This window comes from Ensifer adhaerens (assembly GCF_013283195.1).
Classification (GTDB): Bacteria; Pseudomonadota; Alphaproteobacteria; order Rhizobiales; family Rhizobiaceae; genus Ensifer; species Ensifer adhaerens_G.
This window is the reverse complement of record NZ_JABEKT010000001.1, coordinates 544,963-557,926: the sequence shown is the minus strand read 5'-3', so window position 1 is coordinate 557,926 and position 12,964 is coordinate 544,963. Positions and strand designations below refer to the sequence as shown.

General features: G+C 62.9%; 10 protein-coding genes. 8 read left to right on the top strand and 2 right to left on the bottom strand.

The window, feature by feature from the left end; translation table 11 throughout:
* Nucleotides 1-2 precede the first annotated feature (2 nt).
* Nucleotides 3-767 carry a GntR family transcriptional regulator gene (locus LPJGGPFB_RS02505; RefSeq protein ID WP_173418589.1) on the bottom strand — a complete coding sequence of 255 codons (765 nt, stop codon included), beginning with the start codon at nucleotides 765-767 and terminating at the stop codon, nucleotides 3-5.
* A complete protein-coding gene (locus tag LPJGGPFB_RS02500; RefSeq protein ID WP_173418588.1) occupies nucleotides 764-1,648 on the bottom strand; it encodes a glucosamine kinase nucleotide-binding domain-containing protein in 885 nt (294 codons plus the stop codon). Before LPJGGPFB_RS02500 ends, LPJGGPFB_RS02505 begins: the two co-directional genes overlap by 4 nt.
* Before the next feature lie 197 nt (nucleotides 1,649-1,845).
* Between LPJGGPFB_RS02500 and LPJGGPFB_RS02495 the strand changes: the two genes are divergently transcribed.
* The 8 genes from LPJGGPFB_RS02495 to LPJGGPFB_RS02460 all read left to right on the top strand — a co-directional run bounded on the left by LPJGGPFB_RS02495 (nucleotide 1,846) and on the right by LPJGGPFB_RS02460 (nucleotide 12,935).
* Nucleotides 1,846-2,742 carry an N-acetylmuramic acid 6-phosphate etherase gene (locus LPJGGPFB_RS02495; RefSeq protein WP_173418587.1) on the top strand — a complete coding sequence of 299 codons (897 nt, stop codon included), beginning with the start codon at nucleotides 1,846-1,848 and terminating at the stop codon, nucleotides 2,740-2,742.
* A 56-nt stretch (nucleotides 2,743-2,798) separates the two neighbouring features.
* Nucleotides 2,799-4,058: an ABC transporter substrate-binding protein gene (locus LPJGGPFB_RS02490; RefSeq protein WP_173418586.1), complete on the top strand. Its 1,260-nt coding sequence runs from the start codon at nucleotides 2,799-2,801 to the stop codon at nucleotides 4,056-4,058.
* Between the two features lie 371 nt (nucleotides 4,059-4,429).
* On the top strand, nucleotides 4,430-5,380 hold the full coding sequence (locus LPJGGPFB_RS02485) for a carbohydrate ABC transporter permease (RefSeq protein WP_173418585.1): 951 nt from the start codon (nucleotides 4,430-4,432) through the stop codon (nucleotides 5,378-5,380).
* Between the two features lie 11 nt (nucleotides 5,381-5,391).
* Nucleotides 5,392-6,231 (top strand): carbohydrate ABC transporter permease, encoded by an 840-nt coding sequence (locus LPJGGPFB_RS02480; protein ID WP_173418584.1) that lies wholly within the window; start codon nucleotides 5,392-5,394, stop codon nucleotides 6,229-6,231.
* A complete protein-coding gene (locus LPJGGPFB_RS02475; RefSeq protein ID WP_173418583.1) occupies nucleotides 6,228-7,292 on the top strand; it encodes a Gfo/Idh/MocA family oxidoreductase in 1,065 nt (354 codons plus the stop codon). Before LPJGGPFB_RS02480 ends, LPJGGPFB_RS02475 begins: the two co-directional genes overlap by 4 nt.
* Nucleotides 7,293-7,305: 13 nt before the next feature.
* Nucleotides 7,306-8,307, top strand: coding sequence for an ABC transporter ATP-binding protein (locus LPJGGPFB_RS02470; RefSeq protein ID WP_173418582.1), 1,002 nt, complete (start codon nucleotides 7,306-7,308; stop codon nucleotides 8,305-8,307).
* Between the two features lie 271 nt (nucleotides 8,308-8,578).
* Nucleotides 8,579-9,784 (top strand): efflux RND transporter periplasmic adaptor subunit, encoded by a 1,206-nt coding sequence (locus LPJGGPFB_RS02465; protein ID WP_486599030.1) that lies wholly within the window; start codon nucleotides 8,579-8,581, stop codon nucleotides 9,782-9,784.
* A gap of 10 nt (nucleotides 9,785-9,794) precedes the next feature.
* Nucleotides 9,795-12,935, top strand: coding sequence for an efflux RND transporter permease subunit (locus tag LPJGGPFB_RS02460; protein ID WP_173418580.1), 3,141 nt, complete (start codon nucleotides 9,795-9,797; stop codon nucleotides 12,933-12,935).
* Nucleotides 12,936-12,964: the final 29 nt, after the last annotated feature.

The window sequence follows — 12,964 nt, the reverse complement described above, 5'->3', positions numbered from 1 at the left end:
GGTCAGGATTCCGACAGGGTCAGTTCCGCGACAAAATCATAGGCGTCGCCCCGGTAGAGCGAGCGGGTGAATTCGACGACACGTCCCGATGCGAGATAGGAGACGCGTTCGATGGAAAGGCCGGCAGAGCCCACGGCGACGCCGAGCATGGAGGCATCCGGATCCTTGATGTTGCAGGCGGAGATGCGCTGCACGGCTCGGACCGGACGCGAGCGGGTCTTGTCGAGCGCGGTATAGAGCGACGACGTGACGGACTGCGGATCCGGCAAGAACTCGGCCGAGATGCTTGCGCGCTCAATCGCCAGCGGCATGTCGTCGGCGATACGCAGACGCCCGAGCCTTGCCACCAGTGCATCGGCCGGCAGGCCCAGCGCCATCATCTCGTCCGGGGATGGATGATACAGGCCGCGCTCGAGCCAGCGCGCATGGGTGTTCAAGCCACGGCGCGCCATGTCCTCGGTAAAAGAGGTCAGCCGCGACAGCGATTGCTGCACCTTGGACACCGGCTTGACGACGAAGGTGCCGGAACCGTGGCGGCGCACCAGCAAACCGTCGCGCACGAGATCGTCGACCGCCTTGCGCACGGTAACGCGGCTGATATTGGCGTAGTCCGCCAGATCGCGCTCCGGCGGCAGGGCGTCGCCATGATTGAGCTTGCCCGACTGGATCGCGTCTTCGAGGGATTGGCGCAGCTTGAGATAGAGCGGGCCGGAGCCGCCCGCCTGCAGGCCTTCGAGCGGCAGAATGGCGGCGAGATGGTCGGTCATGCGCCAACCTCCTTGCGGGAGCCGAAGCGCTGTGCGGCGAGCGCCACGGCGCCGGTAAGGGCGTCGGCCTCGGCTTCGACGAAAAGCGGCTGGTGGCGCTCTGCAAGCCATGGACGGTAGAGCTGCGCGAGACCGCCGAGCAGGCAGAGCTTCCTCCCTCCCCGAGCGACAACGACGTCGAGCGCTTCGTCGACCGTGATTGCCGCCGTCTTCAACAGGCGCACGGCGACCGGATCGCCTAGCTGCGCCGCTTCGAACACACGCGGGGCATAACGGCCGAACTCGCCTGGCTTTGCCAGGCGTGCGAAATCGACGACATTGCTCGGATCGTTTCTGAACTCGGCCATGACGCCATCCGTCACCGGCGAAGCCTCGTGAATGCCGTCAAAGGCGAGCAGGCTTTCCTGCAAGAGGGCATGGCCGATGCGTGCACCGCTGCCATGGTCGCCGATCGTGAAGCCCCAGCCGCCGACATAGCTGATCGCGTCGCCCCGGCGCAGGATATAGATGCTGCCGGTGCCGAGAATGGCAACGGCACCGTCCTCGTCGCCGAGCGCACCCTGCAGGGCGATCAAGCCATCCGATTCGATGTCGGCCGCGGCAAACGGCAGGCGGCGCTTCACATAGTGCACCGCATCGCCGACGTTATGTCCGGCGACACCGACAAGCGCCCGCGCCTGCGCTATACCAGCGGGATCAAGGCCGGCCTCTTCGAACGCAGCGCGCGCGGCGCCGGCGATATTGGCGAGCGCCGTTTCGGGATCCGTCAGGATATTGGCGGCACCAGCCTTGCCGCGGCCGAGAATATGGCCATCCCCCGCAGCCACAGCCGCCCGGCAGCTTGTTCCGCCGCCATCGATTCCAATCAGGTAGTTTGGCATGAGCACCTCCGCCCGTTGAAGATACCAAAAAAATACCAATAACCAAGTCCGAATTGGTCTCGACATGCGATTTTGAAATAACGCACTGAATAACAATGGATAATTTCAGCGATTGCTTTTTTCTGGCTTCAAAATGTAAATTCTCCTAGACAATTGGTATTTTTTTGGCATTAATTCGCCCAGAGGAGACACAACCTATGCCTTCAGTGAAGACCGAGGAGCGTCACGACAATGCCAAAGGCCTGGATGTCATGCATCCAGCCCTCGCGCTTCGGCTGCTCGCATCCGGGCAGCAGGCGGCAGCAAAGGTCGTAGACGCTGCGATCGAGCAGATTTCCACTGCTGCGTCCCTGGCCGCAGAAGCGCTTGGTGCCGGACACAGGCTCGCTTATGCCGGCGCCGGCAGCTCGGGCCTGATGGCCATGGCCGATGCGCTGGAACTCCCCGGCACCTATGGTATCCCGCACGACCAGATCGTCATTCTGCTTGCAGGCGGCGCCGCCAGCCTCAGCGACCTTGCCGGCGGTTACGAAGACGACATGGATCTGGCGCGCGAAGACGTACGCAAGGCTGGCATCGCTGCGGGCGACTGTCTGGTCTCGGTGTCGGCCAGCGGTTCGACACCCTATGCGCTCGCCGCAGCCGACGAGGCGCGCAAGCTCGGCGCCAAGGTGATCGCCGTCGCCAACAATCCGGGTGCGGCCCTCTTCAAGGACGCTGATGTCGCCATCCTGCTGCAGACGCCGCCGGAAGTCGTTTCCGGCTCGACGCGCATGGGTGCGGGCACGGCGCAGAAGATCGCCTTCAACATGTTCTCGACCCTGGTCGGCATCCATCTCGGCCACGTGCTCGATGGCCACATGGTCAATCTGCGCGCCGACAACATCAAGCTGCATGGCCGGGCGGTGCGCATCGTCACCGACATTACCGGCGTCAGCGCGCCTGAGGCCGGGCGGCTGATCAATGCCGCATCCGGTTCGGTCAAGATCGCCATCCTGCTCGCCTCGGGCGCGAAGGACGTCGCAGCCGCCGAGGCGGCGCTCAACCAGACCAAACAGAATCTGCGCCGGGCGATCGACATCGTCTCGGCCTGACAAAAACCTGGGATTCAAACCGCGCCAGAACGGCGCATATAAGAGGGAGAAGCTAAATGACCCGTACGACACTCAAGGGCCTGCTGCTCGCGTCGAGCATTCTCGGCTCGGCCGGCCTGGCGCACGCCGAGGACGTGACGCTGACGATCGAAAGCTGGCGCAACGACGACCTGGCGATCTGGCAGGAAAAGCTGATCCCGGCGTTTGAAGCCAAGCATCCGGGCATCAAGGTCAAGTTCGCTCCGACCGCGCCCACCGAATACAACGCGGCGCTGAACGCCAAGCTCGACGCCGGCTCGGCTGGCGACCTCATCACCTGCCGCCCGTTCGACGCCTCGCTCGAACTCTACAACAAGAAGCACCTGGCCGACCTGACAGCGCTTCCGGGCATGGAGAACTTCTCGCCGGTCGCCAAGTCCGCCTGGACGACGGACGATGGCTCGGCCACCTTCTGCGTGCCGATGGCCTCGGTCATCCACGGCTTCATCTACAACAAGGACGCCTTCGACCAGCTCGGCATCCAGATCCCGACGACGGAAGCCGAATTCTTCGCGGCTCTCGACAAGATCAAGGCCGACGGCAACTACATCCCGATGGCGATGGGCACCAAGGACCTCTGGGAAGCCGCGACCATGGGCTACCAGAACATCGGCCCGACCTACTGGAAGGGTGAAGAAGGTCGCGCCAAGCTGATCAAGGGCGAAGAAAAGCTGACCGACGCTGCCTGGGTCGAGCCCTACAAGGTTCTGGCCAAGTGGAAGGACTATCTCGGCGACGGTTTCGAAGCCCAGACCTACCCTGATAGTCAGAACCTGTTCACGCTCGGCCGCGCTGCGATCTACCCGGCCGGCTCGTGGGAAATCGGCCTGTTCAACACCCAGGCCCAATTCAAGATGGGCGCCTTCCCGCCTCCGGTTAAGAACGCCGGCGACGCTTGCTACATCTCCGACCACAACGACATCGGCGTCGGCCTCAATGCCAAGAGCGCGCACGCCGAAGAAGCCAAGAAGCTCCTGACCTGGATCTCGTCGCCGGAATTCGCCGACATCTATGCCAACTCGCTGCCGGGCTTCTTCAGCCTGAACTCGACGGCCGTGAAGATGGCCGATCCGCTCGCTCAGGAATTCGTTTCCTGGCGCGAAAAGTGCAAGCCGACGATCCGCTCGACCTACCAGATCCTGTCGCGCGGCACGCCGAACCTCGAAAACGAGACCTGGGTCGAATCTGCAAACGTCATCAACGGCACGGATACGCCTGAGGTGGCTGCAGAAAAGCTGCAGAAGGGTCTCGACGGCTGGTACAAGCCGGCAAAGTAAGCGCAACTGGTTCCCTCCCTTCACGGGGAGGGTCGGCCCTACGGCGCCAAGCGTCTGTCAAGATGCGCTACCGTCGCCGTAGCACTATGAATTGCTGCATGTTCTCATCCTCGGATCCGCGGGACCCGAGGAAAGGTGCAGCAAGGGCCGGGCGGGAGGACATTGCCCAAGAAGGCACTCCCCCAGCCGCAGCGTCACCGACCTCCCCGTGATGGGGAGGTCCCCGACGCAGTCGTTTGCAAAAGAACGCGATAGCCTTAACCTTCGTCATGAGCCCGATCGGGGCAGGCGTTATGCGGCAAGACCGGCCGCGTGGCGTCGACACGCATCATGATCCCTGAGGGAACCGGTCGAACAAGCGGGTACGATCCATGAGCAACGCCACTTCACTGCAAGAGGGACAGCCGACCGTGAGACGGCCGAAACGCTGGCACATCCTCGTCTTTCTGCTGCCGGCCCTGCTGGTCTACTCCGCGGTCATGATCCTGCCGCTGATCGAGACGCTGCGCCTTTCCCTGTTCAACACAGTCGACGGCCAGCCGACCTTCGTTGGTCTGGCGAATTTCCAGGTGCTGTTCGGCGACGAACGCTGGGCACATGATTTCTGGAACGCGCTGAAGAACAACGTCATCTTCTTCATCATTCACATGTGCGTGCAGAACCCGATCGGCGTAGCGCTCGCAGCCATGCTGTCGATCCCGAAGCTGCGTTTCGTGACCTTCTACCGCACGGCGATCTTCCTGCCGACGCTGCTCTCCTTCGTTATCGTCGGCTTCATCTGGAAGCTGATCCTGTCGCCGATCTGGGGCGTGGCCCCCTGGATGCTCGATCTCGTCGGCCTGAAGTCGATGTTCGCCCCCTGGCTCGGCAAGCCCGGCTCGGCGCTCATCGCCGTGTCGCTGATCTCGGTCTGGCAATATGTCGGCATCCCGATGATGCTGATCTATGCCGCGCTGCTCAATATTCCCGATGAAGTGATCGAGGCCGCCGAATGCGACGGCGTCACCGGCTGGAGCCAGTTCTGGAAGATCAAGCTGCCGCTGATCCTGCCGGCCATCGGCATCATCTCGATCCTGACCTTCGTCGGCAACTTCAACGCCTTCGACCTGGTCTACACCGTGCAGGGCGCACTTGCCGGTCCTGATGGTTCGACCGACATTCTCGGCACGCTGCTCTACCGGACCTTCTTCGGCTTCCAGCTGCAGCTCGGCGACCGCTCGATGGGTGCGACGATCGCGACGGTGATGTTCCTGATCATCCTTGCCGGCGTGTCGCTCTACCTCTTCGTCATCCAGCGCCGCATGCGCCGCTATCAGTTCTAAGGGAGGCCGAGATGTCGCAAGCACGCCACTCCATTTTCCGCACCGGCTTCGTCCACGCAGCATTGATCGCCTATACGCTGATCTCGCTGTTTCCGGTGTTCCTGACGTTCATCAACTCGTTCAAGGATCGAAACGCCATCTTCCGGGCGCCGTTGTCGGTTCCAACACCGCAGACCTTCAGCCTGATCGGCTACCAGACGGTGCTCGGCCAGGGCGATTTCGCCACCTACTTCCAGAACAGCTTCATCGTCACGGTCGTTTCGATCGCGCTGGTACTGCTGTTTGGTGCCATGGCCGCCTTTGCCCTCTCCGAGTATCGCTTCCGCGGCAACACGCTGATGGGGCTCTATCTCGCGATCGGCATCATGATCCCGATCCGGCTCGGCACCGTCGCCATCCTCCAGGGCATGGTCGCGGCCAACCTCGTCAACACGCTGACGGCGCTGATCCTCGTCTATACGGCGCAAGGCCTGCCGCTTGCGGTGTTCATCCTGTCGGAATTCATGCGCACGGTGTCCGATGACCTGAAGAACGCCGGTCGCATCGACGGGCTGTCGGAATACTCGATCTTCTTCCGCCTCGTCCTGCCGCTGATCCGGCCGGCAATGGCGACCGTTGCCGTGTTCACGATGATCCCGATCTGGAACGATCTGTGGTTCCCGCTGATCCTGGCGCCGGCGGAAGCGACCAAGACGGTCACGCTCGGCTCGCAGATCTTTATCGGCCAATTCGTCACCAACTGGAATGCGGTGCTTGCGGCCCTGTCGCTCGCCATCCTTCCGGTTCTCGTCCTCTATGTCATTTTCTCGCGGCAGCTGATCCGCGGCATCACCGCAGGAGCAGTCAAGTGAGTTCAGATAGCAAACCGGTCCGGGTCCTCGTCGCGGGTCTCGGCAACATGGGGCGCAGCCATGCGCTCGCCTACCACAACAATCCCGGCTTCGAGATCGTCGGCCTGGTCAATCGTTCCAAGGTCGAGCTTCCGGAAGAGCTTCGCGGTTACGAAATCCATCCGGATTTCAACACGGCGCTCGCAGACCTGAAGCCGGAACTCTGCTCGGTCTGCACCTATTCCGACAGCCATGCCGACTATGCGGTCGCCGCCTTCGAAGCCGGCTGCGACGTGTTCGTGGAGAAGCCGCTGGCAACGACGGTCGCCGACGCCGAGCGCGTCGTTGCGGCTGCCAAGAAGCATGGCCGCAAGCTGATCATTGGCTACATCCTGCGCCATCACCCCTCGTGGATCCGGCTTATTGCCGAAGCTCGCAAGCTCGGCGGTCCTTACGTCTTCCGCATGAACCTGAACCAGCAGTCGAGCGGCCCGACCTGGGAAACCCACAAGTCGCTGATGCAGACGACCCCGCCGATCGTCGATTGCGGCGTGCATTACGTCGACGTTATGTGTCAGATCACCGATGCCAAGCCGGTGGAAGTGCGCGGCATGGGCCTGCGTCTGTCCGACGAAATCGCTGAAGACATGTACAATTACGGCCACCTGCAGGTGATCTTCGAAGACGGTTCGGCCGGCTGGTATGAAGCCGGTTGGGGCCCGATGATCTCCGAGACCGCCTTCTTCGTGAAGGACGTGATGTCGCCGAAGGGCTCGGTGTCGATCGTCATGGATCCGAATGCCAAGTCCGACGATATCGACACCCACACCAAGACCTCGGTCATTCGCGTGCACACGGCGGAAACCGGCCCCAATGGCCGCTTCCTGAAACCGGACGAAGACCTGACCATGGACGGCGAACCGGGCCATCAGGAACTGTGCGATCGTGAGCAGGCCTATGTGCTGAAGGCCATCCGCGAAGATATCAATCTCGACCGCCACATGAACGACGCCGTCCAGTCGCTGCGCATCTGCCTTGCGGCGGATGAGAGCGTGCGTAGCGGCCAGCCGGTCAAACTTTAAGAGGGGCAATCAGGTGGGATCACTTCAACTCAAATCCATCCGCAAGGCCTATGGCAGCCATGAGGTTCTCAAGGGCATCGATCTCGAAGTAAAAGACGGCGAGTTCGTCATCTTCGTCGGCCCTTCCGGCTGCGGCAAGTCGACCTTGCTGCGCACCATCGCCGGCCTCGAGGACGCGACCTCCGGCAGCGTCCAGATCGACGGCGTCGAGGTCGGGCATGTGGCGCCGGCCAAACGCGGCATCGCCATGGTCTTCCAGTCCTATGCGCTCTATCCGCACCTGACGGTGAAGGACAATATGGGCCTCGGCCTGAAGCAGGCTGGCAAGCCGAAGGCAGAGATCGAGGACAAGGTCGGCAAGGCGGCGAGCATGCTGTCGCTCGACCCCTATCTCGCAAGGCGCCCGGCGGAGCTTTCCGGCGGCCAGCGCCAGCGCGTCGCTATCGGCCGCGCCATCGTGCGCGAACCGAAGCTGTTCCTCTTCGACGAGCCGCTGTCGAACCTCGACGCCGCGCTACGCGTCAACACCCGGCTCGAGATCGCTCGGCTGCACCGCAGCCTCAAGGCAACGATGATCTACGTGACCCACGATCAGGTCGAGGCGATGACGCTTGCCGACAAGATCGTGGTGCTGAATGCCGGCCAGATCGAGCAGATCGGCTCGCCGATGGATCTCTACAATCGTCCGGCCAACGTCTTTGTCGCCGGCTTCATCGGTTCACCGCAGATGAACTTCATCGATGGCGCCCGGCTCGGCGACAAGAACGCCAAGACGATCGGCATCCGCCCGGAACATCTCGGCCTGTCGCGCGAGAGCGGCGACTGGAAGGGCAAGGTCGTCCATGTCGAGCATCTGGGTGCCGACACGATTGTCTATCTCGAGTCCGAACAGGTCGGCCTGATCACCGTCCGGCTTTTCGGCGAACACCGCTACGCCCCCGACGACATCGTCTATGCGACGCCGATGGTCGGCAGCATGCACCGCTTCGGTGCCGACGACCGCGTTCTGGCCTGACGCGACAAGTCCGGCGACATAGCCGGATCAAAGCTTGGTGATATCAAGCCGCCGTGGCGCCGAAAGCGCTGCGGCGGCTGATTTTTTTCGTAGATTCAACGCGCTGCATCACGGTGTTGCACTGCGGCGAAAATTAACATACATTTGTGTTTGTATATTAGCGTTCCGGTATTTTCCGTTCCCGATGCCGGTCTTGCTTCCCTTCACTTCCGGACCGCGCAGCCCTGCGACCCACGCTGGCTGCGCACGGTCACCGAATATGGACATCGCTATGCGCATGAACCGACCGACACTGGCCGCCGCCTTGGCAACCGTGATTTTGCTTTCCGGCTGCCAGAAACAAGAAGAACAGGCCGCTCCCGCCTTCCCGCCATCGGCTGTCGCCGTCTTCACGACCGCGTCGGAGACGCTGCCGATCACCAACGAACTGCCGGGCCGCATCACCGCGACGCGCGTCGCCGAGGTTCGTCCGCGCGTATCCGGCATCGTCGTCGAACGCGTCTTCCAGCAGGGCACCAAGGTGAAGGAAGGCGACGTGCTCTACCGCATCGACCCGGCTCCCTTCCAGGTGCAGGTCGAGAAGGCCGAGGCGACGCTGCGCCGCGCCGAGGCCGTGCGCCTCCAGGCCGAGCAGAAAGCCGCCCGCCAGGAAGCGTTGAAGAAGGCCAACGTCGTTGCCGCCCAGCAGTTCGACGATGCATCCGCCCTGCTCGCCGCAGCGGCTGCCGACGTGGCCATCGCGCAGGCCGGCCTCGCTGCTGCCAAGCTCGACCTGCAATATGCCAACGTGACGGCACCGATCAGCGGCCAGATCGGCCGCGCGCTGATCACCGAGGGTGCTCTGGTCAGCGCCAACAGCTCGGAAAACCTCGCCACGATCCAGCAGCTCGATCCGCTTTATGCCGACTTTACCCAGTCGGCGACCGACCTCATCCGCCTGCGCAAGGCGCTCGAGGACGGCAAGATGCTGAGCGGCGAGCAGGAAGCCGAGGTTCAGCTGATCCTCGACGACGGCACGCCCTACGAACACAAGGGCAAGCTCCTGTTCTCGGAGGCCGCGGTCGATGCGACCACCGGCCAGGTGACGCTGCGCGGCGAGTTCCCCAATCCCGAGGGTGACCTGTTGCCCGGCATGTACGTCCGCGTGCTTGTCCAGCAAGGTGTCGAGAAGGACGCGATCACCGTGCCGCAGCAGGCCGTCCAGCGCAACGTTGCCGGCCAGTCGCAGGTCTATGTCGTCACCGCCGACAAGAAGGTCGAGTTCCGCAACGTCACGCTTGGACGCACCGTCGGAACCCGCTGGCAGGTAACGGCAGGTCTGAAGCCCGGCGAAAAGGTCATCGTCGAAGGCTTCCAGAAGATCGGCCCCGGTGCGCCGGTCGAGCCGACCGATTGGGACCCGAACGCCAAGCCCGCGGCCGAAGCAGCGCAGACGACCGCGGCGGCCGAAGAAAAGCCCGCTGAAGCCACAAAGTGAGTGCTGATTAATGCCCAGTTTTTTCATCGACAGGCCGATTTTTGCCTGGGTGGTGGCGATCTTCATCATGATCGCCGGCATCATTGCGATACCGCTTCTGCCGGTATCGCAATATCCTGATGTCGCACCGCCACAGATCTCCATCAACACGAGCTATCCCGGCGCTTCGTCGCAGGACACCTATCAGAGCGTTACCCGGCTGATCGAAAACGAGCTGAACGGCGTCGAGGGCCTGCTCTATTTCGAATCGACCTCCAGCGCTTCCGGCTCGGTCGACATCAGCGCCACCTTTGCACCGGGCACGGACCCGGGACAGGCGGCCGTCGACATCCAGAACCGCGTTCGCCGCGTCGAACCGCGCCTGCCCGATTCGGTCAAGCGCCAGGGCGTGCAGGTCGATGAAGCCGGCTCCGGCTTCCTGATGATCGTCGCGCTTACCTCGACCGACGGCTCGATGGATGCCATCGGTCTCGGCGACTATCTCAGCCGCAACGTTCTGAACGAAGTGCAGCGTGTGCCCGGCGTCGGCCGTGCGCAGCTGTTTGCGACCGAACGTTCGATGCGCATCTGGCTCGACCCCGACAAGATGCTCGGCCTCAACCTGACGGCCGCCGACGTGACGAATGCCATCCAGGCACAGAACGCCCAGATCGCGTCCGGCTCGATCGGCGCGCAGCCGAACCCGATCACCCAGCAGATCAGTGCTCCTGTCGTCGTCAAGGGCCAGCTGTCGAGCGCCGAGGAATTCGGAGCGATCGTGCTTCGCGCCAATCCGGACGGCTCCTCCGTCCGCCTGCGTGACGTCGCTCGTGTCGAAATCGGTGGCGAAAGCTATGCGTTCTCGACCCGCCTCAACGGCAAGCCGTCCGCGGCCATCGCCGTGCAGCTGTCGCCGAGCGGCAACGCCATGTCGACGTCTGCGGCGATCAAGGAGCGCATGGACGAACTGTCGAAGTTCTTCCCCCAGGGCCTCGAATATTCGGTTCCCTACGACACCTCGCCGTTCGTTGCCGTTTCCATCGAGAAGGTGCTTTCGACACTGGTCGAAGCGGTCGCGCTCGTCTTCATCGTGATGTTCCTGTTCCTGCAGAACATCCGCTACACCATCATCCCGACGCTCGTCGTGCCGGTCGCCCTGCTCGGCACCTGCGCCGTCATGCTGGCGATGGGCTTCTCGATCAACGTGCTGACCATGTTCGGCATGGTGCTGGCGATCGGCATCCTCGTCGACGATGCGATCATCGTCGTCGAGAACGTCGAACGCATCATGTCCGAAGAGGGGCTGACGCCGAAGCAGGCGACCCGCAAGGCGATGAAGCAGATCACCGGCGCCGTCATCGGCATCACGCTGGTTCTGGCTTCGGTGTTCATTCCGATGGCCTTCTTCCCGGGCGCCGTCGGTGTGATCTATCGCCAGTTCTCGCTGACGATGGTCGTGTCGATCCTGTTCTCGGCGCTGCTTGCGCTGTCGTTGACACCGGCGCTGTGCGCCAGCTTCCTGAAGCAGGTTCCCAAGGGCCACCACCACGCCAAGCGCGGCTTCTTCGGCTGGTTCAACCGTAGCTTCGACAAGACCTCGCATGGCTATAGCGGTATCGTGAAGCATATGGTCCACCGGACCGGCCGCTACATGATCGTCTACCTTGCGGTTCTGGCCGGTCTCGGCTGGCTGTTCATGAAGCTGCCGTCGTCGTTCCTTCCGGACGAAGACCAGGGCTTCGTGATCGTCATGATGCAGCTCCCTTCTGAGGCGACGGGCAACCGTACGACCGAGGTGGTGGAGCAGGCCGAAAAAATCTTCGGCCAGGAGCCGGCTGTCGAACGCATCATTGCGATCAACGGTTTCTCCTTCTTCGGCACCGGACAGAACGCAGCGCTCGCCTTCGTGACGCTGAAGGACTGGAAGGAACGCGATGCCGACAACGCCGCCCAGTCGATCGCGATGCGGGCGACGATGGCGATGAGCCAGATCAAGGATGCGATCAGCTTTGCGCTGTCGCCGCCGGCGATCCAGGGCCTCGGCACCACGGGCGGCTTCTCCTTCCGCCTGCAGGATCGGGGCGGTCTCGGCGAAGCGGCGCTCTCGCAGGCCCGCGACCAGCTTCTCGGCCTTGCGGCTGAGAGCAAGATCGTCACCGGCGTTCGCTTCGAAGGCATGCCCGATGCGGCTCAGGTCAGCGTGACCATCGACCGCGAAAAGGCCAATACCTTCGGCGTGACGTTTGCCGACATCAACTCGACGATCTCGACCAACCTCGGCTCGTCCTATGTCAACGACTTCCCGAATGCCGGCCGCATGCAGCGTGTGACGGTGCAGGCGGACGAAGGTCAGCGCATGCAGACGGCGGATCTGTTGAACCTCAACGTCCGCAACGCCAATGGGGGCATGGTTCCGCTCTCGGCCTTTGCGACGGTGGAGTGGGTCAAGGCATCGACCCAGACGATCGGCTACAACGGCTACCCGTCGGTGCGCATCAGCGGCGAAGCGGCTCACGGCTATTCGTCCGGTGACGCGATCGCCGAGATGCAACGGCTTGCCGGGCAGTTGCCGGCGGGCTTCGGCTACGAATGGACCGGCCAGTCCCTGCAGGAAATCCAGTCCGGCACCCAGGCGCCTCTGCTGATCGCGCTGTCGTGCCTGCTCGTCTTCCTGTGCCTGGCCGCGCTCTATGAGAGCTGGTCGATCCCGGTTGCGGTCATCATGGTGGTTCCGCTTGGGGTCATCGGCTCGGTTCTGGCCGTGACGATGCGCGACATGCCGAACGACGTGTACTTCAAGGTCGGCCTGATCGCGATCATCGGGTTGTCGGCGAAGAACGCCATCCTGATCATCGAGTTTGCCAAGGAGCTGCGCGAGCAGGGCAAGTCGCTGATCGACGCGACGCTGGAGGCAGCGCACCTGCGCTTCCGCCCGATCCTGATGACGTCGCTTGCCTTTACGCTCGGCGTTCTGCCGCTGGCGATCGCCACGGGCGCAAGCTCGGGCAGCCAGCGCGCCATCGGCACCGGCGTGATGGGTGGCATGATCTCGGCAACGGTGCTGGCGATCTTCTTCGTTCCGGTGTTCTTCGTGTTCGTCACGAAGCTGTTCGGACGCAAGAAGGCCGAAGCCACACCGGCTGCAGCCGAGACCCCGACACCCGCCGAGTAACACGACAATCGACGGCCCGCCTTCTCGGC